Source organism: Clavibacter michiganensis (assembly GCF_021216655.1).
Lineage (GTDB): Bacteria > Actinomycetota > Actinomycetes > Actinomycetales > Microbacteriaceae > Clavibacter > Clavibacter michiganensis.
In genome coordinates this window covers 1,826,648-1,850,054 of sequence record NZ_CP080437.1, presented here as the reverse complement: position 1 = coordinate 1,850,054, position 23,407 = coordinate 1,826,648, and the positions used below count along the sequence as shown (strand labels likewise).

Annotated in this window: 15 protein-coding genes, 1 pseudogene and 1 riboswitch; of the genes and pseudogenes, 11 read left to right on the top strand and 5 right to left on the bottom strand. The window is 73.7% G+C overall.

Features of this window, described 5'->3' with window-relative positions:
- Window positions 1–240 precede the first annotated feature (240 nt).
- The 4 genes and pseudogenes from K0V08_RS08575 (at window position 241) to K0V08_RS08560 (ending at window position 9,814) form a co-directional block, all read left to right on the top strand.
- Complete coding sequence (locus tag K0V08_RS08575) at window positions 241–3,840, top strand: S8 family serine peptidase (RefSeq protein ID WP_079534959.1); 3,600 nt, start codon at window positions 241–243, stop codon at window positions 3,838–3,840.
- Between the two features lie 309 nt (window positions 3,841–4,149).
- Window positions 4,150–7,767: a S8 family serine peptidase gene (locus tag K0V08_RS08570; protein ID WP_079534957.1), complete on the top strand. Its 3,618-nt coding sequence runs from the start codon at window positions 4,150–4,152 to the stop codon at window positions 7,765–7,767.
- Window positions 7,768–7,899: 132 nt separating this feature from the next.
- Window positions 7,900–8,778: pseudogene (locus tag K0V08_RS08565) on the top strand (ATP-binding cassette domain-containing protein); the annotation flags it as partial.
- A 181-nt stretch (window positions 8,779–8,959) separates the two neighbouring features.
- The gene (locus tag K0V08_RS08560; protein ID WP_012039222.1) at window positions 8,960–9,814 is read left to right on the top strand and encodes an ABC transporter permease; all 855 of its coding nucleotides are present in this window, start codon (window positions 8,960–8,962) and stop codon (window positions 9,812–9,814) included.
- 30 nt (window positions 9,815–9,844) lie between these two features.
- On the opposite strand, the gene purU is transcribed toward K0V08_RS08560, so the two are convergent.
- Window positions 9,845–10,717 carry a formyltetrahydrofolate deformylase gene (gene purU, locus K0V08_RS08555; protein ID WP_012039221.1) on the bottom strand — a complete coding sequence of 291 codons (873 nt, stop codon included), beginning with the start codon at window positions 10,715–10,717 and terminating at the stop codon, window positions 9,845–9,847.
- Window positions 10,718–10,795: 78 nt separating this feature from the next.
- Here purU and K0V08_RS08550 point away from each other — a divergent pair, with 78 nt between their 5' ends.
- The 3 genes from K0V08_RS08550 (at window position 10,796) to K0V08_RS08540 (ending at window position 14,458) form a co-directional block, all read left to right on the top strand.
- Window positions 10,796–12,100, top strand: a complete 1,305-nt coding sequence (locus K0V08_RS08550; RefSeq protein ID WP_012039220.1) for an MFS transporter — start codon at window positions 10,796–10,798, stop codon at window positions 12,098–12,100.
- A 49-nt stretch (window positions 12,101–12,149) separates the two neighbouring features.
- Window positions 12,150–13,079 (top strand): Cof-type HAD-IIB family hydrolase, encoded by a 930-nt coding sequence (locus K0V08_RS08545; RefSeq protein WP_043561052.1) that lies wholly within the window; start codon window positions 12,150–12,152, stop codon window positions 13,077–13,079.
- 128 nt (window positions 13,080–13,207) lie between these two features.
- A complete protein-coding gene (locus K0V08_RS08540) occupies window positions 13,208–14,458 on the top strand; it encodes an Nramp family divalent metal transporter (RefSeq protein ID WP_079534955.1) in 1,251 nt (416 codons plus the stop codon).
- Window positions 14,459–14,479: 21 nt separating this feature from the next.
- Here K0V08_RS08540 and K0V08_RS08535 read toward each other — a convergent pair whose 3' ends face one another.
- A complete protein-coding gene (locus K0V08_RS08535; RefSeq protein ID WP_012039217.1) occupies window positions 14,480–15,154 on the bottom strand; it encodes a metal-dependent transcriptional regulator in 675 nt (224 codons plus the stop codon).
- 118 nt (window positions 15,155–15,272) lie between these two features.
- Between K0V08_RS08535 and K0V08_RS08530 the strand changes: the two genes are divergently transcribed.
- Window positions 15,273–16,304, top strand: coding sequence for an aldo/keto reductase (locus K0V08_RS08530; RefSeq protein WP_079534953.1), 1,032 nt, complete (start codon window positions 15,273–15,275; stop codon window positions 16,302–16,304).
- Here the strand turns inward: K0V08_RS08530 and K0V08_RS08525 are convergent.
- A complete protein-coding gene (locus K0V08_RS08525) occupies window positions 16,213–17,679 on the bottom strand; it encodes an MFS transporter (protein WP_012039215.1) in 1,467 nt (488 codons plus the stop codon). The genes K0V08_RS08530 and K0V08_RS08525 overlap by 92 nt on opposite strands.
- 156 nt (window positions 17,680–17,835) lie before the next feature.
- On the opposite strand from K0V08_RS08525, the gene K0V08_RS08520 reads away from it, so the two are divergent.
- Window positions 17,836–18,693 carry a LysR substrate-binding domain-containing protein gene (locus K0V08_RS08520; RefSeq protein WP_012039214.1) on the top strand — a complete coding sequence of 286 codons (858 nt, stop codon included), beginning with the start codon at window positions 17,836–17,838 and terminating at the stop codon, window positions 18,691–18,693.
- A 30-nt stretch (window positions 18,694–18,723) separates the two neighbouring features.
- Here the strand turns inward: K0V08_RS08520 and K0V08_RS08515 are convergent, their stop codons facing one another.
- Window positions 18,724–19,218 carry a hypothetical protein gene (locus K0V08_RS08515; protein ID WP_079534951.1) on the bottom strand — a complete coding sequence of 165 codons (495 nt, stop codon included), beginning with the start codon at window positions 19,216–19,218 and terminating at the stop codon, window positions 18,724–18,726.
- A 40-nt stretch (window positions 19,219–19,258) separates the two neighbouring features.
- The gene (locus K0V08_RS08510) at window positions 19,259–20,905 is read right to left on the bottom strand and encodes an alpha-amylase family glycosyl hydrolase (RefSeq protein WP_079534949.1); all 1,647 of its coding nucleotides are present in this window, start codon (window positions 20,903–20,905) and stop codon (window positions 19,259–19,261) included.
- 180 nt (window positions 20,906–21,085) lie between these two features.
- A riboswitch (ZMP/ZTP riboswitch) is annotated at window positions 21,086–21,169 on the top strand.
- Window positions 21,170–21,201: 32 nt separating this feature from the next.
- Here K0V08_RS08510 and glyA point away from each other — a divergent pair.
- Together glyA and K0V08_RS08500 are read left to right on the top strand one after the other, a co-directional pair.
- Window positions 21,202–22,479: a serine hydroxymethyltransferase gene (glyA, locus tag K0V08_RS08505; protein ID WP_079534947.1), complete on the top strand. Its 1,278-nt coding sequence runs from the start codon at window positions 21,202–21,204 to the stop codon at window positions 22,477–22,479.
- Entirely contained in the window at window positions 22,476–23,378 is a 903-nt protein-coding gene (locus K0V08_RS08500) for a bifunctional methylenetetrahydrofolate dehydrogenase/methenyltetrahydrofolate cyclohydrolase (RefSeq protein WP_079534945.1), read from the top strand. Before glyA ends, K0V08_RS08500 begins: the two co-directional genes overlap by 4 nt.
- The last annotated feature ends 29 nt before the right edge of the window (window positions 23,379–23,407 follow it).

The following is a 23,407-nucleotide window of genomic DNA, read 5'->3' as shown; positions in this document are numbered from 1 at the left end:
GGTGTCAGCGCGACGCCACCGCACGCCGAGAGGCCCCGCCCCCGAACCGGGGGCGGGGCCTCTCGACGTCCCGGGCGGGCGACGCGTGTGCAGAGGACCGACGGGCAGCGTCGCTCCCTCCCTACGGTTCTGCCCATCGCGTCGACGACGCGACTCCGCGACGGGGGCTCGCGCGTGCTGCGCGTCCCGGCCTCCGCGGATCCACGAGCCGGTCGATGCCGGCGACAGGGGGGAACAGCCATGCCCATCCATCGAGACCCGCTCCTGCCGGACCGGAGGCGCCGCCTGCGTGCGGGCCGTCCGCTCGCGGCCTGCGCCCTCGCGTTCGCGCTCGTCGCGGCCGGCACCACGACGGCCAGCGCGGACGACGCTCCCACCGCGGTCGTCCCCGTCGGCGCGGGGGACGGCAGCTACCTCGTGACCCTGCGGGACCAACCCGCGGCGTCCTACGACGGCACCCTCGACGGGCTCGCGCCCACGCGGGTCGAGCCGGGCGCCCGCCTCGACGCGCAGTCGGACGCCGTGCAGCGCTACTCCGACCACCTCACCCGGCTCCAGGACTCGGCCGCGAGCGCGGCGGGGGTCACCCCGACCAACCGGTACGCCCTCACCGTCGACGGCTTCTCGGCCGAGCTGACGGCGGCGCAGGTCCAGGCGCTCGGCCACGATCGCGACGTGCTGAGCGTGGAGCCCGACCGGACCCTGCACACCACGTCCACGCCGGACTCCCGCTTCCTCGGGCTCGAGGGCGACGACGGTCTCTGGTCGAAGGTGGGCGGCTCCGACAAGGCCGGCGAGGGCACGGTGATCGGCGTCCTCGACACCGGCATCGCCCCGGACAACCCCTCCTTCGCGGGGAAGCCCCTCGGGTCCACGCCCGGGGCGGATCCTTACCTCGACGGCTCCCGCATCGACTTCCGGAAGGGCGACGGCACCGTCTTCCACGGCACGTGCGAGACCGGCGACGGGTTCACCGCCGACGACTGCTCCACCAAGATCGTGGGCGCGCGCTCGTTCGAGGCCGGACGAGCCGCCTCGGGCGATCCCAACGGGCCGCAGGAGAAGCTGTCGCCCCTCGACACCGCGGGCCACGGGAGCCACACCGCGAGCACGGCCGCGGGCGACGCGGGCGTGGCGGCGACCGCGGGCACCATCCAGGAGACCATCGCCGGCATCGCCCCCGCGGCGAAGATCGCGGCCTACAAGGTGTGCTGGAGCGGGCCCGACCCGTCGAAGGAGGCGGACGACGGCTGCGAGCTGTCGGACATCGTCGCCGGGATCGAGCAGGCCACCGCCGACGGCGTCGACGTGCTCAACATGTCGCTCGGCGGCCCCGGCAAGACCGAGGACGCGTTCCAGCGCGCCCTCCTCGGCGCGGCGGACGCCGGCATCTTCGTCGCGGCGTCGGCGGGCAACAGCGGCCCAGACGCCGGCACGGTCGAGAACACCGAGCCGTGGGTCACCACCGTCGCGGCCAGCAGCGTGCCGCGCAACTACTCCGGGACGGTCACCCTCGGCAGCGGAGCGAAGTTCGCCGGCGCCTCCGCGACCGTGGGATCACCCGTCTCGGGCCCCCTCGTGCGCGCGGTGGACTCCGGGGTGAAGGGCGCCACGTCGCCTGAGCTCTGCGGCAAGGGGACTCTGGATCCCACCAAGGTGCGCGGACGCATCGTTCAGTGCGACCGCGGCGTGTCGCCCCGCATCGAAAAGAGCGCGGAGGTCAAGCGCGCGGGCGGCATCGGCATGGTGCTCACCAACGTCAAGCCCGACTCCCAGGATCTCGACCGCCACACCGTCCCCACGGTGCACCTCGACGCCGACGCCCGGCAGACGATCGTCGACTACGCGGCGAAGGCGGGAGCCACGGTGACCCTGACGGACGGCAACACGACGGGAGTCGAGCGCCCCGCGCCGCAGGTGGCGGGATTCAGCTCCCGCGGCGCCTCCGAGGACGTCGACGGCGGCGACACCATCAAGCCCGACATCACGGCGCCCGGCGTGGGGATCCTGGCCGCGATCAGCGACGACGGGGGCAAGCCCGCCTTCGCCCCGTACTCGGGCACGTCCATGTCCTCGCCGCACATCGCCGGATTCGGGCTCGTCTACCTCGGCGTCCACCCGAAGGCGTCTCCGGCCGAGGTCAAGTCGGCGCTCATGACGACCGCGACCGACACGCTCGACGCGAACGGCAAGCCCGCCACGGATCCCTTCGCGCAGGGAGCGGGGCAGATCGCGCCGGACCGGTTCCTGAACCCGGGCCTCTACTACCCGAGCGGCGCGAAGGACTGGGCCGGCTACGCCGCGGCCACGGGGCTCGCGCTGCCGCACCCGGTGGCTCCCGTGGCGCCGTCCCAGCTGAACCTGCCGAGCATCGGCGTCGGCAAGCTCCTGGGATCCACGACCGTCACGCGCACCGTGACGTCGCTGACCGCGGGCACCTGGACGGCATCCGTGCAGGGCCTGTCCCAGGCTGATGTGAAGGTCACGCCCGCCCGGCTGACGTTCACGGCCCCCGGCCAGACGAAGTCCTTCCAGGTGCGCATCACCGCGAAGCGCGGTGCGCCGTCCGACGTCTGGTCGACCGGTTCGCTGACCTGGACGGGATCCGCCGGCACCGTCCGCAGCCCCATCGCGGTGCGGCCCACCGCGATCGTCGCCCCGGCGTCGGTCGACGGCACCGGCAGGAGCGGGAAGGCCGACGTGTCGGTCAACGCGGGCACCACGGGCCGGATCCCGCTCACGACCGCCGGGCTCGCGGCCGGTGAGCTGCTGAGCGACGGCGACACCGGCCACCCCGGCCACTCCGGCAGCGTCACCGCCACCGACGCCGACGGGGCCGAGATCACGGTGAAGGCGGGCGAGAAGGCGCTGGTCCTCGACGCGGCGCCGGTCGACGGGGCATCCGACCTCCTGCTGTACCTCCAGAAGGTGGGCAAGACCGACGACGACCGGAAGCTCATCAGCCTGCAGCAGACGTCCTCGCTGTCGGAGCGCATCGTCGTGCAGGCGCCGGAGGCGGGCGACTACATCGTCGGCGTGCAGGCCTCGAAGCTCGCGGGTTCGGCGACGAGCGTCGACTTCGACCTCACGCGGTACGACGTGCAGGGCACGGGCGGGGAGGGATCCTTCGCGGTCTCGCCGGCCCAGCTCCCCGTCACCGCGGGGAAGAAGGCCACCTACACGGCCTCGTGGTCGGGTCTCGCCGCCGGGAGGTCGTACGTCGGGCTCGTGGGCTACGGCGGCTCGACCGCCACCACGATCGTGGGCGTCACCACGCCCGCGGCCTCCGCGGCTCCCACGGCGACCACGGCTCCCGCCATCACAGGAACGCCGGACGTCGGGCAGACGCTCACGGCGTCGACGGGCACGTGGACGCCGCAGGGCGTCACGCTCGCGACGCAGTGGCTGTCGAACGGCACGCCGATCGCCGGGGCGACGGGATCCACGTTCCGCGTGACCTCCGCGGTCGCGGGCACGGCGCTCGCCGTCCGGGTGACCGCCACCGCATCCGACGGGCGGACGGGCGTCGCCACGAGCCCGACCGTCACGGCACGCGACGCTGCGACGGTGCATCTCCAGGTGACGCAACCGCGGGGCACCGCGAGCGGCACCGTGCACGTGCGGGTGTCGGTGACGTCGGCCGGGAAGCAGGCGGCCACCGGGGTGGTGCGGGTGACCGTGGACGGCGCGGAGCACGACGTGCCCCTCGACGGCTCGGGCACGGGCTGCGCCGACATCGCGGGCATCGCGCCGGGGACCCGCACGGTGCAGGCCTCCTACGCGGGCGACAACCTCGTCGGCGGGGGCACGAGCCGCGCGCAGAGGATCCTCGTGCGCTGATCGTCGCGTGAGGCGAGCGGAGGGCGGGTGCCGGACGGCACCCGCCCTCCGTCGTGCGTGCGGCACCTGGTCGCTACACGGAAGGAGATGACGAAGCCTGAACGGCTGCCGTGCAGCAGGCGATGGTGATGCACGGTGGGCGGTGCGCGATCGGAGCGGATGCCTGTCACGGCGGGACTCGTGCGCCGGCCGGCAACTGTTACACGGCGGTAACACCGATCCGTTCTCAGGGCGAATACCCGGGGTATGTTGAGGATTCGCGCGTGTCGCAAGGGGTGCGCGCGGGCCACTCATCCCCACTTGAAGGACGTGTTCGTGATCCCACGCTCCCCCCGGCTCCGCTCGGAGTCCGACCGCGCATCATCCCTGCGCAGGGCGACGGCCTCCGTCGCCGCCACCGCCCTCGTCGCCGCCGGCCTCGTCACCTTCGGAGCAGCAGGGGCCATGGCGGCCCCGGCGCCGACCGTGGCGACGCCGGCATCGGCGCTCGAGGACGGCCGCTACATCGTCACCCTCGCGGACGACGCCGCCGCGACCTACAGGGGCGGGGTCGACGGGCTCCCCGCGACCCAGGCCCGGTCGGGCGCGCAGCTCGACGCGAAGGCCGGTCCGGTCGTCGCCTACACCGACTACCTCGAGGACCAGCAGGAGGATGTGGCCGCCAGCGTCGGCGCCGACATCGAGTACTCCTACTCCCTCACGGTCAACGGCTTCTCCGCCGACCTCACGGCCGAGCAGGCGTCGAAGCTCTCCGGCGACCGGGAGGTCGCCTCCGTGGAGCCCGACCGGATCTACCACCCCACGTCCACTCCGGCGGCCGACTTCCTCGGGCTCACGGGCGCCGACGGCGTCTGGGCGAAGACGGGCGGTCAGGAGGAGGCGGGCGAGGGCGCGGTCATCGGCGTCATCGACACCGGCATCGCTCCCGAGAACCCCGCGTTCGCGGGCGAGCCGCTCGGCACGACGGCGGGCGCCGAGCCGTACCGCGACGGATCCGCGATCGCGTACGCCAAGGGCGACGGCACCACCTTCCGGGGCGCGTGCCAGACCGGCGAGCAGTTCACGGCGGCCGACTGCTCCACGAAGATCGTGGGCGCGCGCTACTTCGTGACGGGCTTCGGCCAGGAGAACATCGGCACGGCTGCGACGGGCGAGTACGTCTCCCCGCGCGACGGCGACGGCCACGGCTCGCACACCGCATCCACCGCCGCCGGCGAGGCGGACGTGACGGCCACCATCGACGGCAACGACCTCGGGGAGATCTCGGGCGTCGCGCCCGCCTCCAAGATCGCGGCCTACAAGGTCTGCTGGTCGGGTCCTGACCCGGCCGTGCAGACGGACGACGGCTGCGCGGGAGCGGACCTCGTCGCCGCCATCGAGCAGGCCACGAAGGACGGCGTCGACGTCATCAACTACTCCATCGGCGGCGGATCCGCGCGCACCACGTTCTCCGCGACCGACAGCGCGTTCCTCGGCGCGGCCAGCGCGGGCATCTTCGTGGCGGCCTCCGCGGGCAACTCCGGCCCCGGCGCGTCGACCCTCGACAACGCGTCGCCGTGGATCACCACGGTCGCCGCGAGCACGGTCGCGGGCAACTTCGAGGCCACGGCCCAGCTCGGCGACGGGCAGGCCTTCGCCGGATCGTCCATCACGGTCACGGAGCCCGTCACGGGCTCGTTCGTCACGGCGGCGTCCGTCGCGGCGGCCGGAGCCACCACTCCGGCCCTCTGCGGGCCCGGCGTGCTGGATCCCGCGAAGACGGCCGGCAAGATCGTGCTGTGCGAGCGCGGCACGTTCGACCGGGTCGCGAAGTCGGCCGAGGTCGAGCGCGCGGGCGGCATCGGCATGGTGCTGGTCAACCCGACGCCGAACTCGGTCGACGCCGACACGCACTCCGTGCCGACCGTCCACCTCGACGCCGACGTCTACGCGGCCGTCTCCGCCTACGCGGCGACGCCCGGCGCGACCGTCACGCTGGTGCCCGACAACACGACGGGCGTCTCCGCCCCGACGCCCCAGGTCGCGGGCTTCAGCTCGCGCGGCCCGGTGCTCGCGGACGGCAGCGACATCCTGAAGCCCGACGTCACGGCGCCCGGCGTCTCGATCATCGCGGCGACCAACAACGCCGAGGGCGAGGATCCGACCTTCGCGCTCCTCTCCGGCACCTCGATGGCGGCCCCGCACGTGGCCGGCCTCGCGCTGCTGTACCTCGGCGAGCACCCGAAGGCGACGCCCGCCGAGATCAAGTCGGCGATGATGACCACCGCGTACGACACGGTGGACGAGGACGGCGGGAAGGTCACGGATCCGTTCACCCAGGGTGCCGGCCACGTCGACGCGCGCCGGTACCTCGACCCCGGCCTGCTGTACCTCAACGACCGCGCCGACTGGCTCGCGTACCTCGCGGCCACCGGCTACGCGTCGGGCATCGACCCGGTCGACCCGTCGGAGCTCAACCTGGCGAGCATCGCGATCGGCGCCCTCACCGGCTCCGAGACCGTGACGCGCGAGGTCACGTCCACGCGCGCCGGGTCCTACACGGCGAGCGTGCAGGGCCTCGCGGGCGTCACGGCCGAGGTGACCCCGAAGACGCTCGAGTTCACCGAGGCGGGGCAGACGAAGTCGTACGAGGTCGCGTTCACGCGCACCACGGCCGACATCGACGCCTACGCCACCGGATCCCTCACCTGGACCGACGGCGACACCACGGTGCGCAGCCCGATCGCGGTGAACCCGGTCTCCATCGCCGCGCCGGACGAGGTGCAGGGGAAGGGGATCACGGGATCCGTCGACGTGACCGTGACGCCCGGCACCACCGGGCCGATCGCGCTCACCGCGGAGGGCCTGACCGCCGGCCGCGTGTACTCGAACCCGAAGGACGCGTCCTCGCCCATCTCGGGCACGGGTCCGGCCAAGGCGGAGCTCCAGTACGCGACCACCGTCCCGGCCGGCCAGCTGGCGACCCGGATCGACCTCGACTCGGCCGACGACAAGGCCGACCTCGACCTCTCGGTGTTCCGCCTCGAGGGCGGGGAGCCGGTCGAGCAGTTCGACTCGGCGACGGAGTCCGCAGACGAGTCCGTGACCATCGAGACCCCGGAGGCCGGCGACTACGTCGTGGTCGTGTCCATCTTCTCGATCCCCGCGGGCGCGACCACGCAGGACTTCACCGTCACGCAGTTCGACCTGTCCGAGTCGACGGACGAGGGCGCCTTCACGGTGTCCCCGAACCCGCTCGACGCGGTGCAGAGCCAGCCGATCACGTACACGGCGTCGTGGAGCGGGCTCGCGCCCGAGACCGCGTACCTCGGACGGGTCGCCTACGCGGGTACGGAGGCGCTGACCTACGTGCGCGTCGAGTCGGGCGCGATCCCGGCGCCGGCGGCGACAGCGCCGCCCGTGATCACCGGCACGCCCACCGCCGGCCAGACGCTCACAGCGTCACCCGGCACGTGGGACCAGGAGGGCCTGAAGTTCTCCTACCAGTGGTTCGCGGACGGGAAGGCGCTCGCCGGCCAGACGCGCGCGACCTACAAGGTCTCGCCGTCGGTCGCGGGCAAGTCGATCACCGTCGTCGTGACGGCGAAGCCGGCCACGGGACCCACGGGCACCGCGACCAGCGAGGCCGTCGTGATCAAGCTCGCGAGCACCGTGACGGTGAGCGTCAAGCCGCCCGTGCTCACGAGCGCGCAGAAGGCCGTCGTCACGGTCAAGGTCGACAGCGCGGCGAAGGCGGCGCCCACGGGCACCGTCACCGTGAAGGTCGGCGCGGACTCGTTCGAGGTCGCGCTGGACGCGGCGGGCACCGGCCGCGTGGAGCTGCCGGCGTACGCGAAGGGCCGGTACACCGTGACCGCGACCTACGCGGGCGACGCCGCCAACGCGGCGAAGGCCAGCTCGCCGAAGTACCTCTACGTGAGCCGCTGATCCGGTTGACGTAGCGATCCACCGCGGAGGGGCGGGTGCCGGGAGGCGCCCGCCCCTTCCGCGTGGCCGGCGTCGTCGACCCGACGCGCGGAGATCCATTGCGCGGGGAAATGCGCGGGATTACCATGCGCCATGGCTGTCATCGAAGCCGAGGGGCTCGTCAAGACCTACCACCCGCGCGGGGCACCGACCGTGCACGCGCTCGCGGGCCTCGACCTCGAGGTGCCGGAGGGCACGGTGCTCGGGTTGCTCGGCCCGAACGGCGCGGGGAAGACCACGGCCGTGAAGGTGCTCACCACGCTCATCCGCCCGGATGCCGGCCGGGCGGCGGTCGACGGCGTGGACGTCCTCACGCGTGGCGCCGAGGTGCGGGCCATGATCGGCGTCTCCGGCCAGTACGCGGCGGTCGACGAGAACCTCACCGCGTTCGAGAACCTCGACATGGTCGGCCGGCTGTACCACCTGGGCCGCCGCGCGTCCCGGGCGCGGGCCGACGAGCTCATCGGCGCCTTCGGGCTCACCGAGGCGCGCGACCGCGCGGTGAAGGGGTTCTCGGGCGGCATGCGCCGGCGCATCGACCTCGCGGGCGCCCTCGTCGCCCGCCCCCGCGTGCTCTTCCTCGACGAGCCCACGACCGGGCTGGATCCCCGCAGCCGCCTGGGCCTCTGGGACGTCATCACGCAGCTCGTCACCGAGGGCACGACCGTGCTCCTCACCACCCAGTACCTCGAGGAGGCCGACCGGCTCGCGGACGACATCGCGGTGATCGACGGCGGGACGGTCATCGCGCGCGGCACGGCCGACGAGCTGAAGAGCTCCATCGGCGGTCACCGGGTGGAGGTCGCGCTCGTGGACGACGCCGACGGGCCGGAGGCGCGCGGCATCCTCGAGCGCGCGGGCACGACCGCACCCGCCGTCTCCTCCGACGGCCGGACGCTGTCCGTGCAGGTGGACGACGGTCCGCGAGCGCTCGCCGCGGTCGTCGGGCGCCTGACCGAGGCGGGCATCGAGCTGCACGACGCGGGGATGCGGCGCCCGACGCTCGACGACGTCTTCCTCCGGCTCACCGGGCACGGGACCGCGACGGACGACGACGACGGAGGCGACGATCCCGGGCAGGGCACCTGCGCGGCGGGGGGCCGGATGCCGCCGCCCATCGCGTCGCAGGCGGAGCGCAGGGGACGGCGGCGCCGTGACCGCCGTCGAGCGCCGCGCCCGCGCGGGGGCCGCCGGTCCCGAGGAGCCCGCCACGGCGGCCGCATGGCTGAACGACGGCTGGATCGCCACGCGCCGCAACCTCATCAAGATCAAGCGGCTGCCGGACATCCTCGTCTTCACGCTGATCCAGCCGATCATGTTCGTGCTGCTGTTCAGCTTCGTCTACGCGGGCGCCATCGACATCCCGGGCAGCGACTACAAGGAGTTCATCATGGCGGGCATCTTCGCCCAGACGGTGGTCTTCGGGTCGACCTACTCCGGCTCGGCGATGGCGAACGACCTCAAGGACGGGATCATCGACCGGTTCCGGACCCTGCCGATGAGCCCGTCGGCCGTTCTCGTGGGTCGGACCAACGGGGACCTCCTCATCAACGTCTTCTCCATGGTGGTGATGCTCGCGACCGGCTTCGTGGTGGGCTGGCGCGTGCGCTCCAGCCTCCTGGAGGCGCTGGCCGGCGTGGCCCTGCTGCTGCTGTTCGCGTACGCGCTGTCGTGGGTGATGGCGTTCCTCGGGATGAGCGTGCGCAGCCCGGAGGTGATCAACAACGCCTCGTTCCTGGTGCTGTTCCCGCTCACGTTCATCAGCAACGCGTTCGTGCCGAGCGACTCCCTGCCGACGCCGCTGCGGGTGTTCGCCGAGTACAACCCGGTCTCCTCGGTCGTGCTGGCCGCGCGCCAGCTGTTCGGCAACGTGCCCGCGGGCACGCCGGTCCCCGACGCGTGGACCCTGCAGAACCCGGTGGCGACGACGCTCATCTGGGCGGGGGTGCTGCTCGTGGTGGCTGTGCCGCTGGCCGTGCGGAAGTACCGGACCATCAGCACGCGCTGACCCGGCGGCCACGGCGTCCCGCCGCGCGCGTCAGCGGAAGATGATCGTGCGCGCGCCGTCGAGCAGCACTCGGTGCTCCGCGAACCAGCGCACGGCCTGCGTGAGGGTGCGCGACTCCTCGTCCTGGCCGATCGCCATGAGCTCGCGGGCGCTGCGCGAGTGGTCGACCCGCACGACGTTCTGCTCCACGATCGGGCCCTCGTCGAGGTCGCTCGTGACGAAGTGGGCGGTCGCGCCGATGAGCTTGACACCGCGCGCGTGCGCCTGCTTGTAGGGGTTCGCGCCCTTGAAGCCGGGCAGGAAGGAGTGGTGGATGTTGATGATCCGGCCGCTGAGCCGTGCGCAGAGCTCGGGCGAGAGGATCTGCATGTAGCGCGCGAGCACCACCAGCTCGATGTCGTGCTCCTCGACCGCGCGGATCACGCGCTCCTCGAACGCCCGCTTCGACGCGTCGTCGCTGACGGGCACGTGCTCGAACGGCACGCCGTAGAAGCCCGCGAGGTCGGCCAGCCTCCCGTGGTTGCTGAGCACGAGCGGGATCTCGACGGGCAGCTGGCCCGCGCGCTGCCGGAACAGCAGGTCGTTCACGCAGTGCTCGGCGGTGGATCCCAGCACGAGCGTGCGCAGCGGCCGGCCCACCTCGTCGAGGTGCCACGTCGCGTCGTACCGCTCGACGACCGCGGCCAGCGCGTCGGCCAGCCGGTCGTCGTCGGCCGCGCTCTGGATCTGCAGGCGCATGAAGAAGCGTCCCGTGTCGGCGCTCGAGAACTGCTGCGACTCGGTGATGTCGCCGCCCGCCTCGACGATCGCGCCCGCGATGGCGTGCACGATGCCCGGGCGGTCGTCGCAGGAGAAGACGAGGACGCGGTGCGGCGCGCGCGCGGGGGTGGCCTGATCGGTCATCCGTCTAGGCTATTCCCTGGCTGCGCGGATCCCGCCGGCCCCGGGAGCACTCCCGCCGTCGACGTCCTGTGGGTCTCCATGACGAACACCTCCCCCATCTTCCTGCCCGACCTCGAGCGCGCCGAGCGTGCCGGACGCCGCCGACCGCGACCGGGCGTCGACCCGTCCTTCCGCTTCCCCTGGGTCGGGATCCTCACGCTCGCCGCGTGCGTGTTCCTCAGCGTCACGAGCGAGATGCTGCCCACGGGCCTCCTCAGCGAGATGAGCGGCGACCTCGGCGTCGAGGAGTCGCGCGTCGGCCTCCTCGTCTCCGTGTTCGCGGTCGCGGTGGTCGTCTCCAGCGCGCCGCTCGCGGCCCTCACCCGACGGGTCCCGCGGCACGCGCTGCTGCTCGCGGTGCTCGCGGTCTTCGCGACGAGCAACCTCCTCACGGCGCTCGCGCCCACCTTCGAGCTCGTCACCGCGACGCGCGTGCTCGGCGGCCTCGCGCACGGGCTGTTCTGGGCGGTCGTCGGCGCCTACTCGGCGCACCTGGTGCCGCCCGCGCTCATCGGCCGGGCGGTCGCGCTCACGGTCGGCGGCGGCAGCCTCGCGTTCGTGCTCGGCGTGCCCGTCGGCACCGCGGCCGGGCAGGCGTTCGGCTGGCGGGCGGCGTTCGCGGGGATCGGCGTGCTCACGCTCCTCGGCATCGTGCTGGTCTGGCGCTTCCTCCCGGCGGTCGGGCGGCCCGAGCGCGCGGCGCCGGTCGACGCGCCCTCGGGTGGTCGCGTCGGGATCCGGCAGCGCATGGCCGGGCAGGGCCTCGGCGGGGTGCTCCTCGTGTGCCTCACGGCGATGGTGATCATGATCGGCCACTACGGCTTCTACACGTACGTCGACCCGTTCGTCACGCGAGTGATGGGGATCCCCGAGCAGCAGCTCAGCGCCATGCTCTTCGGCTACGGCATCGCCGGTGCGGTCGGGCTCCTCGTCGCGGGCACCGTGTTCGCGAGCCGCCCGCAGCTGGGCGTGCTCGCGGGGCTCGCGGCGGCGGCGGCGGGCGTCAGCGCGCTCGCGTTCGTACCCGGCCTCTGGGCCGTGGCGATCCCCGGCTTCCTCCTCTGGGGCCTCGCGTTCGGCGCGATCCCGACCCTGCTGCAGACGCGCATGCTGCACGCCGCGCACCCGTCGTTCCGCGACACCGCGAGCTCCTTCTACACGACCGCGTTCAACGTCGGGATCGGCGGCGGAGCCCTCGTGGGCGGCGCGCTGCTCGACGGGCTCGGCATCGCGTCGCTGCCCGGGGCGTTCCTCGCGGTGATGGCGGTGGCGGTCGTGCTCGTCATCGGATCCGCGGGCCGCGCCGCCCGGGGTCGCGCGGCCGCCGCGCGCGCCGCCGCCTGATCCGACCGCCCTCCCCAGTCGCATCGGCGCGCCCTCGGCCTGCGGGAGGATGGGAGCCGTGACCACGACCCCCGCGCCCCTCGGCCTCCTCCTCGACGTCGACGGCCCCATCGCCAGCCCGATCACCCGCACCCTCGCCATCCCGAGCATCGCCGCCGACCTCGTGGAGCTCGCGGCCGCGGGCGTCCCGGTCGTCTTCAACACGGGCCGCTCGGACGCCTTCATCCGCGAGCAGGTCGTCGGCCCCCTGCTCGCGGCCGGTCTCCCCGCGGGGGCGCGCGTGCACGCCGTGTGCGAGAAGGGCGCGTCCTGGTTCTCGATCACGGCGGACGGCGCGGGGGAGGTGCACGTCGACCGGTCGCTCGCGCTCCCCGAGGCCTACATGCGCGACATGGAGCGGCTCGTCGCCGAGCGCTTCGCCGACTCGATGTTCTTCGACACCACCAAGCACGCCATGGTCTCGGTCGAGCAGCTCACGAGCGTCTCCTCCGCCGACTACCTCCGGCTGCAGCCCGACCTCGACGCGCGCGCCGTCGAGATCCTCACGGCGCACGGTCTCGGCTCGGTGCTCGAGGGCGTCGAGGTGCCGGATGCGCACGGCGAGGTGCAGGTGCGCGTCGATCCGACCATCATCTCGACCGACGTCGAGTCGATCCGCCTCGGCAAGGACCTGGGTGCGGCCCGCGCCCTGGAGCTCCTCGCCGACGGCGGCCCGCTGCCGCTGCGCTGGCGCACGGTCGGCGACTCGCGCACCGACTACGCGATGGCGCGCTGGCTGCACGAGAACGGGCACGAGGTCGCGCACGTCGACGTGCGGCCCGCCGACGGGATCCCCGCGACGCCGTACCCCGTGCTCACGGCGGGCGACCTCATACACGACGAGGCGGGCGCCGCGCTCCTCGCGCAGTGGGTGCGCATCGTGCGCGGCGAGGCCGATGACGACTCCGCGTTCCTCGCGCCGGGGCGCATCGCCAGCTGAGCCGCGCGGGCGCTCGCCGCGCCCGAACGACCCGCAGGACCCGAGGGCCCGTCCGCTTCCGGACGGGCCCTTCCGCGTGTGCGCGAACAGATGTTAGCCTCGGCTAACACTTCGACGGAGAGGCCGCCATGACCCGCACCGCCCCCGAGCGCGCCCGCGCGCGCCGGCCCGTCTCGGGCCCGCGGCTCGTGCTCCTGCTGGGGCCGGCGTTCGTCGCGGCCATCGCGTACGTGGATCCCGGCAACGTCGCCGCGAACCTCACCGCGGGCGCGCGCTACGGCTACCTGCTGGTGTGGGTGCTCGTCGCCGCGAACCTCATCGCCGTGCTCGTGCAGTACCAGTCGGCGAAGCTCGGGCTCGTCACGGGCCGCAGCCTGCCGGAGCTGCTCGGCCAGCGGCTGCCGACCACGCGCCGCCGCGCGTTCTGGGTGCAGGCCGAGCTCATCGCCGCGGCGACCGACGTCGCGGAGGTCATCGGCGGGGCGATCGCGCTGCACCTGCTGTTCGGGATCCCGCTCGTCGCGGGCGGCGTGATCGTCGGCCTCGTCTCCATCGGCCTCCTCGCCGTGCAGTCGCGGCACGGGCAGCGGCCGTTCGAGCTCGTGATCGGCGCGCTCCTCCTCGTGATCACCGTCGGCTTCCTCACCGGCCTCGTCGTGAGCCCGCTGTCGGGATCCGGCATCGCCGGCGGGCTCGTGCCCCGCTTCGACGGGCCGGACAGCGTGCTGCTCGCCGCGAGCATGCTCGGCGCGACCGTCATGCCGCACGCCGTCTACCTCCACTCCTCCCTCAGCCGCGACCGGCACGGCGTGCAGAGGGACCCGGGCGTGCTGAAGCGGCTCCTCACCGCGACGCGCTGGGACGTGATCACCGCCCTCGCCGTGGCCGGCGCCGTCAACATCTCCATGCTCCTCATCGCGGCCGCGAGCCTCGGCGGCGTGCCGGGCACCGACTCGATCGAGGGCGCGCACGCGGCCATCACGGCGTCGCTCGGTCCGGTCGTCGGCGTGGTGTTCGCGGTCGGGCTGCTCGCGTCGGGGCTCGCGTCGACCTCGGTGGGCGCCTACGCGGGCGCGGCGATCATGGGCGGCCTGCTGCACGTGAAGGTGCCGCTGCTCGCGCGGCGCGTGGTGACGCTGATCCCGGCGCTCGCGATCCTCGCGATCGGCGTCGACCCGACCACGGCGCTCGTGATCAGCCAGGTCGTGCTGAGCCTCGGGATCCCGTTCGCGCTCGTCCCGCTGATCCGCCTGACGGGCGACCGGCGCGTGATGGGCGAGCACGTCGACCGACCGCTCACGCGCATCGCGGCATGGGTAGCGGTGTCGCTCGTGGTGGTGCTGAACGTCGCGCTCGTCGTGCTGACCTTCACGGGCTGACGCACGCGGGCGGGCCGGGCGTCAGCCGGCGTCGGAGACCCAGACCGCGGAGGCGGCGGCGGGCGTGAGCGGCCTCGCCGCGGATCCGTCGACCGTCACGCGCACGGCGCCGGGAGAGCCGGATGCGGCCTCGCGCACGAGCGTCGCGTCGAGCCCGATGCCGTGCTCGGCGAGCTCGCGCAGCAGGCGCGGGTCCTCGTCGGAGATCCGCCGCACGCGCATGGGCCGGTCGGCGGCCGCGTCCGCGAGCACGGTCGCGTCGGGCAGGTGCGGCTCGCCGTCGGCCGAGGGGATGGGGTCGCCGTGCGGATCCCGGGACGGGTGCCCGAGGTGCTGGTCGATGCGCGCCACGAAGTCGTCGGACACCGCGTGCTCGAGCACCTCGGCCTCGTCGTGCACCTCGTCCCAGCCGTAGCCGAGCACCTCCACCAGGAACGTCTCGAGCAGCCGGTGGCGCCGCACCATCTGGATCGCGTGGCGCCGCCCGTCGTCCGTGAGCTCGATGCTGCCGTAGGGCCGGTGCTCCACGAGGCCCTGCGCGGTGAGGCGGCGGATCCCGTCGGACGCGGTGGCGGGCCGGATCCCGAGCCGATCGGCCAGGCGGCTGACGGTCATCGGCTGGTCGGTCCACTCGGTCGCCGACCAGATGAGCTTGAGGTAGTCCTGCGCGGCGCTGGAGAGCTCGTCGACGGACATGCCGCCATGGTACCGAGCGGCCCGGGGAGGCCCGCGGTCACGCTGCGTGCCCGGGCGGTGCAAGCTGGACGAGGACCGCGGGCAGGGACGCCCGCGGCGGATCCGATGGAGGAACCACATGCAGTACCGGAAACTCGGGAACAGCGGCGCGGTCGTCTCGACATACGCGCTCGGCACCATGACCTTCGGCGCGGAGGCGGACGAGGAGACCTCGGGGCGCATCCTCGAGGCGTACGTCGCCGGCGGCGGCACGTTCATCGACACGGCGGACGTCTACACGTCGGGCGTCTCCGAGGAAATCGTCGGCCGCTGGCTCGCGGCGCACCCGACCGAGGCTGACCAGCTCGTCGTCGCCACGAAGGGCCGCTTCCCGATGGGGGAGGGCAACAACGACGTCGGCACCTCGCGCCGCCACCTGACCCGTGCGCTCGACGACTCGCTGCGCCGCCTCGGCGTCGACACGATCGACCTGTACCAGATGCACGCGTGGGACGCCGTGACCCCGCTCGAGGAGACCCTGCGCTTCCTCGACGACGCGGTGCGCGCCGGCAAGATCTCGTACTACGGCTTCTCGAACTACCTCGGCTGGCAGCTGACGAAGGCCGTGGGGCTCGCCAAGGCCCTCGGGTACACGCCGCCCGTCACGCTGCAGCCGCAGTACTCGCTGCTCGTGCGCGAGATCGAGTCGGAGATCGTGCCTGCCTCGCTGGATGCGGGCATCGGCCTGCTGCCGTGGTCGCCCCTCGCGGGCGGCTGGCTCACGGGCAAGTACCGCCGCGACGAGACGCCCACCGGCGCGACCCGCCTCGGCGAGGACCCGGAGCGCGGCATGGAGGCGTTCACGCCGCGGAACGGCCAGGAGCGCACGTGGGCGATCCTCGACGAGGTGCGCCGCATCGCCGACGCGCACGGATCCAGCTCCGCCCGCGTCTCGCTCGCGTGGCTCGAGGCGCAGCCGGCGGTGACCAGCGTGATCCTCGGCGCCCGCACCGTCGAGCAGCTCGAGGACAACATGGCCTCCGCCGACCTCGAGCTCACGGCCGACGAGATCGCGTCGCTCAGCGCGGTGAGCGCGCCCGTGGTGTCCGACTACCCGTACGGCCCGGCCGGCGTGCAGCAGCGCCACCGCGCGATCGACGTGCGCGGCTGAGCCCCCCGCCGGTCGTCCCCTCGTCCGCTCCGGCGACGCGGGGGCGCCCGGCGCCCGGCGTGCGGGGCGTGATCCGAACGCGCGGCACGTGCCGGCGCACCACGACCTCGAGGGTCAGCTGGCCGCGGCGGGCGAGGATCACGGCGACCACCGCGGCGGCCAGCGCGGGCATCCCGCCGGACACGACCATGCCGGCGTGCACGCCCCACGCCTCGACGATCCCGCCCATGAGCGGACCGCCGATGGCCTGGCCGCCGAGCAGCACGAGCACGTAGACGCTCATCACGCGGCCGCGGATGGCCACGTTGCTGGAGAGCTGCACGAGCGAGTTCGCCGCGGTCTGGAACAGCAGCGACGCCATGCCGACCGTCACGAGCAGCACCGCGAACGGCGCGATCCCGGGCATGAGCCCCGCGGCGGCCTGCAGCAGGCCCGTGATCCCGACGCCGACCACGATGGTCCGCAGCCGCACGGTCGCGCGCCGGGTCGAGAGCAGCGCGCCCGTGAGCGCGCCGATCGCCACCATCGAGTTGAAGAACCCGTAGCCGCCCGCGCCCACGTCGTAGACCTGGCTCGCGAATGCCGCGAGCAGCACGGGCATCGTGAGGCCGAAGACGCTGAACACGGCCACGAGCACGACGGGCCACAGGATGGTCGGCTTCGACCGCGCGTACCTGAGACCCTCCGCGAGCTGGCCGCGGCGGCGCGGGGCGGGCGGGATGCGGATCAGGTCGCGCGTCTTCAGGCTCCAGAGCGTGAGGACGACGACGACGCACGCGAGCGCGTTGATCGCGAACGACCAGCCGGCGCCGACCGCGAGCAGCAGGATCCCGCTGAGCGCGGGCCCCACCATGCCGCCGAGCTGGAACACCGACGAGTTGACGCTGATCGCGTTCCGCAGGTGCTGCTGCCCCACGATCTCGGTGACGAACACCTGGCGCGCCGGGTTGTCGATCACCGTCACCAGCCCGGTCGCGAACGCGATGGCGAAGATGTGCCACGCCTCGACCGCGCCCGAGAGCGTGAGCACGGCGAGCAGCGCGCTGAGGACCGCGTAGGTGCCCTGCGTGATCATCATCAGCATGCGCTTCGAGCACCGGTCGACGATGACGCCGCCGAGCAGGCCGAAGAACAGCATCGGCGCGAACTGCATCGCCACCGTGATGCCGACCGCCGTCACGCTGCCGGTGAGCTCGAGCACGAGCCAGTCCTGGGCGATGCGCTGCATCCAGCCCGAGGTCATGGCGATGACGTTGGAGGCCGTGAACCGGCGGAAGTTCGGCACGCTCAGGGCGATGAGCGTGTGGCGCCACGGCGGGCGGCGGGTCTGGATCGGGAGCGGGGCGGTCGGGGGGAAGGCGTTCGGCGGGGTCACGGTGTTCCTGCGGTGGCGGTTGCGTATGGGTGGCGTCGGTTCTGCATGGATGCGGCTCGGCGTCGAGCCGTCGTCGACGCTACCCGCGGGCTTCCCATTCGGATCCCGTCTCGACATGATGAGTGGCATCACGTTCTCGAATGACCGGGAGGCGCCGTGCTCGATCCGACCCTGCTCGCGACCTTCCTCGCCGTCGCGGACACCCGCAGCTTCACGCAGGCGGCCGCGCGCCTCGGGATCAGCCAGCCGACCGTGAGCCAGCAGGTGCGCCGGCTCGAGCGGGCCGTCGACCGCACGCTCATCGCGCGCGACACCCGGGCGATGCGCCTCACCGACGCGGGCGACGCCATGGCGGGCTTCGCGCGCACGATCCTCGCGGCGCACCGGGCGGCGGAGAGCTACTTCGGCGGATCCGAGGTGAGCGGCCGCCTGCGCTTCGGCACCGCGGACGACCTTGCCATCACGCAGCTGCCGCGGATCCTCCGCCACTTCCGGCAGCTGCACCCGCAGATCGAGCTGGAGCTCACGGTCACGCAGAGCGGACCGCTGCACCGGCGGCTGCTCGCGGGCCAGCTCGACCTGATCCTCACCAAGACCACGGTCGACGAGCAGCCGACCGCGCGCCTCGTGGGCCGCGACCGGATGGTGTGGGTCGGGCTCGAGCGCACGCTGGTGGAGCCGGGCGCGACCGTGCCGCTCATCGCGTACCGCGCGCCGAGCATCAGCAGGCAGATGGCGATGGACGCGCTCGAGCGGGAGGGCCGCACCTGGCGGATCACGTGCAGCACGCGCGACGTGAACGGGGTGCTCGCCGCGGTGCGCGCCGGCATGGGCGTCGCGGTGCTGCCGCAGGCGCTGATCCCGACGGACCTCGTGAAGGTGACCTCGCGGCTCGGCCTGCCCGAGCTCGACGAGGTGGACTACGTGCTGATGGACAACCCGGCCGGGCCGCGCGCCTCCATCGAGGCGCTGACGTCGGCGATCATGTCTCGCGGGGTGACGCGCGCGAGCTGATCGGCGTGAGCTGACGAGCGGTGGCCGCCGCTACCAGCGGGCGACGGGCGGCAGGTCGTCGGGCCAGGCCTCGCGCGCGCGGTCCTTCCGGCCCCGGCCCCGGCCGGTCGACTGGTGCGGCGGCTCGGGCTTGTCGGGATCCGCGCCCGGCGTGCCGGGCTGCTCGAGCTGCATCGCGAGCGCACGGAGGCGGGCGTCCAGCTCCGCGTGCGCGGCGGCGGCCTCGTCGAGCCGGGCGCGCTCGTCGTCGACGTCGGCGGGGATCCGCGTGGCCTCCTCGAGCGGCAGCGCCTCCGCCTCCGCCTCGGCGAGACGGCGCGCACGGCGGCGCGAGGCGATGATGCCGAACGCGCCCACGCCGATCTGGAACATGCCGAGCCAGCCGGACGCGTCGTTGACGGGCGCGAGCACGTGCCACGCGCCGAGCGCGATCCAGCCGATGTTGACCCACATGGGCCACGCGAACCCGGATGCGGCGCGCGCGCCCTCCCTGGGCTCGTCCGTGCCGCGTCCCTCGTCGCTCATGCCGTTCCTCCGTGCCGACCCGCCAGTGACCGCGAGTGTGTCACGCGAGGTCGTGAGTCGCCTGGAGCCAGACGAACGTGCGCGGGCTGAGGACGATGCCCTTGGTGAGGCGGAGCCGCTCGTCGCGCACGAGGTCCACGGCGTGCTCCGCGAACCCGCCGAGCGTCTCCGCGGAGACCGTCGCCGGCTCGTCGCCGAGGTTCGCGAGCACGAGGACCGTGCCGTCGTCGTGCGGGCGCTGGTAGCCGAGCACGTGGGGGTCGTTCGCGTCGAAGCCGACGACGCGCGTGCCGCCGAGCGCGGGCGTGGCGCGGCGGACCGCGACGAGCCGGCGGATCCCGGCGTGGATGACGCCCGTGCTCGTGGTGCGGTCGTCGCGCTGGTCGTAGCGCTCGAACGGGTAGAGCGGGCGGTTCACCCACCTGCTGTCGTCGGCGTGCGCGGGGACGTCGTCGTAGCCGTAGTCGTTGAGCTGGCCGACCTCGTCGCCGAGCACGATCAGCGGCAGGCCGCCCGTGCTGAGCGCGATGGAGTGGGCGAGCAGGATCCGCTCGACCGCGCCCGGGTCGTCCTGCTCGAGGCCCGCGAGGGACGCCGTGGTGCCGGCGACCGCGCCGCCCGGGTGCCAGATGCCGCGCGCGTGGCTGCCGGGGAACCCGCCCACGTGGTACTCGGCGAGGAAGCGGCGGTGCTCGTCCGGGTCGATGCCGAGGGCGCGCGCGTCGTCGTCGTCGAAGGCGAAGCGGAGCGCGTCGTGGCTGCGGACGCGCGCGGTGCGGGCGGAGCCGGCGGGCACGTCGCCGCGGTGCTCGAGGGCGCGCCCGAGGAGGGCGGCGGATCGGGTGGCGAGCGCCTCCCAGACGAGCGCGGTCAGCGCCGGGTCGTCGGCGAGGCGCACGGCGTCGCCGTCGAGCAGCTCGGCGGATCCTCGGGGGTCGGCGTCGGCGGCGACGGCCAGCGCGAGCGCGGGGGAGGCGCGGCGGCCGAGGGCGGCGATGACGCGGAGGAGCGCGGCCCGGTCGGCGTCGGGGTGCTCGCCGAGGACGTCGGCGGGATCCACCCGGACCACGTCGGCCCCGACGGCGGCGAGGGCGGCGGCCTCGCGGACGGCGCCGCGGATCCGGTCGGCGAGGGGCGCGTCGGCGTCGGCGGGGGAGAGGTCGACCGCGAGCGCGAGACCGCCGTCGTGCAGGGCGTCGGCCAGGTCGCCGAGGTCGGCGGCGGATCCGAGGCCGGCCCGCACGCGCACGCCCGGCGCCAGGAGCGCTGCGGGATCGGCGTCTGCGGCGGCCGGCTCGGCGACCGGCGTGATCTGCAGGTGCGTGAGGCCGAGGTCGCGGAGGGCGGGGATCCTCGCGGCGAGGCCACGGAGGTCGTCGGCGTAGCGGTCGACGTAGCAGACGCCGCCCGTGCGGCGGTCGAGGTCGAGGCCGTCGGGGGATCCGTCGGTCGGCGTGCGGCGGGGGCGCACCTCGCAGAGGTCGTCGGCGAGCGCGTCCGCGAGCGCGTCGGCGTCGTCGCCCACGAGCGGACGGAGGTCGGCGGCGATGGCGTCCCGGTCGAACGGGGGCGCGGCGGCCGGGTCGGCGAGGGCGCGGTCCTCGTGGGTGGACGCGTCGTCCGCGCGCGCGTCGTCGCGGTCGCGTCCGCCTTCCGCGGGATCGGTCGTGAGCGCTGCGCTCCCCATGCTCGGTCCTTCCTCCGCATCCGGCGGGCACCGTCGCCCGACCCCCTGATCCTACGGGCGGGCGGCGCCTGAGACCGTCTGAACCGTTCGTGCCCTTCGGATCTCCTCGCTCGGCGGCCAGGTGCAGGCGCGTCCCGGGTGGCCGCGCGCCTCGCGGGCGCGCGCCCGCACGGGTAGGATCGGACCCGTCGCGACTGGCGTTCGGATGGGTCACCATCGGGGAGCGACTCACACGGTTGGTGGCCGTACGCCTGGGCCACGACGCATCCATTCGTCCACCGTGCTCAAGGAGTCCCATGCCCGTCGACCAGTCCTTCAACGCCCCCCTCTCCGAGGTCGACCCGGAGATCGCGGCCGTCCTCGAGCAGGAGCTCGGGCGTCAGCGCGGCACCCTCGAGATGATCGCGAGCGAGAACTTCGTGCCGCGCGCGGTGCTGCAGTCGCAGGGATCCGTGCTCACCAACAAGTACGCGGAGGGCTACCCGGGCCGCCGCTACTACGGCGGCTGCGAGTTCGTCGACGTGGCCGAGCAGCTCGCCATCGACCGCGCGAAGAGCCTCTTCGGCGCCGAGTTCGCGAACGTCCAGCCGCACTCGGGCGCCACCGCCAACGCCGCCGTCCTCGCCGCCATCGCGCAGCCCGGCGACACGATCCTCGGCCTCGAGCTCGCGCACGGCGGCCACCTCACGCACGGCATGAAGCTCAACTTCTCCGGCAAGCTCTACGACGCGGCGGCGTACGGCGTCGATCCCGACACCTTCCTCATCGACATGGACGTCGTGCGCGAGAAGGCGCTCGCGCACCGCCCGCAGGTCATCATCGCGGGCTGGTCGGCGTACCCCCGCCACCTCGACTTCGCCGCGTTCCGGTCGATCGCCGACGAGGTCGGCGCGAAGCTCTGGGTCGACATGGCGCACTTCGCGGGCCTCGTGGCCGCGGGCGTGCACCCCTCGCCCGTCCCGTACGCGGACGTCGTCTCCTCCACCGTGCACAAGACCCTCGCGGGCCCCCGGTCCGGCGTGATCCTCAGCCGCGACACCGCGCTCGCCAAGAAGCTCAACTCGGCCGTGTTCCCGGGCCAGCAGGGCGGCCCGCTCATGCACGTCATCGCGGCCAAGGCCACGGCGTTCAAGATCGCGGCCACCGAGGAGTTCGCGGACCGCCAGCGCCGCACCATCCAGGGCGCGCAGATCCTCGCCGAGCGCCTCGTCGCGGCCGACTCCACCGAGGCCGGCGTCTCGGTCCTCACGGGCGGCACGGACGTGCACCTCGTGCTCGCGGATCTGCGGAACTCGCCCATCGAGGGCAAGCAGGCGGAGGACGCGCTGCACGAGGTCGGCATCACGGTCAACCGCAACTCGGTGCCGTTCGACCCGCGCCCGCCGATGGTCACCTCCGGCGTCCGCATCGGCACGTCCGCGCTCGCGACCCGCGGCTTCGGCGAGACCGAGTTCACGGAGGTGGCGGACATCATCGCCGAGACCCTGAAGCCCGGCAGCGACCTCGCCGCCCTGCGTGCGCGCGTGCTCACGCTCACCGACGGCTTCCCGCTCTACGAGGGCCTCACCCAGTGACCGCGGTCGTGCTCGACGGCGTCGCCACCGCGTCGGCCGTCAAGTCGGAGCTCGCCGTGCGGATCCGCGCACTCCGCGAGCAGGGCCTCGTCCCCGGGCTCGGCACGCTGCTCGTAGGCGACGACCCGGGATCGCGCGCATACGTCGCGGGCAAGCACCGCGACTGCGCCGAGGTGGGGATCGAGTCCATCCGCGTCGACCTCCCGGCCGACGCCACCGAGGCCGACGTGCGCCTGGCGATCGAGCGGCTCAACTCGGATCCGGCCGTCACGGGCTACATCGTGCAGCTGCCGCTCCCGGCGGGCATCGACGAGAACGCCATGCTCGAGCTCATCGACCCGTCCAAGGACGCGGACGGTCTCCACCCCACCAACCTCGGGCGTCTCGTGCTCGGCGTGCAGGGCGAGCTGACCTCGCCGCTGCCGTGCACTCCCGCCGGCATCGTCGAGATGCTCCAGCGGTACGAGGTGCCGATCGCCGGCCAGCACGTGGTCGTCGTCGGCCGCGGGCTCACGGTCGGACGACCGCTCGGCCTGCTGCTCACGCGCAAGGGCCTCGACGCCACCGTCACGCTCACGCACTCCCGCACGCGCGACCTCGAGCAGGAGGTCCGCCGGGCGGACATCGTGGTCGCGGCCGTGGGTGTCGCGCACCTCATCAGCCCCGAGTGGGTCAAGCCGGGCGCCGCGGTGCTCGACGTCGGGATCACGCGTGTCGTGGATCCCGAGACCGGGAAGGCGCGCCTCACGGGCGACGTGGATCCGGCTGTCGCCGAGGTCGCCGGGCACCTGTCGCCGAACCCGCGCGGGGTCGGGCCGATGACCCGCGCGATGCTGCTCGCCAACGTGGTGCAGGCCGCCGAACGCGACGCGCGCCTGGCCGCCGAGCTCCGCGGCTGACGGCGCTCGCCGCGACCGCGCTCGACTCG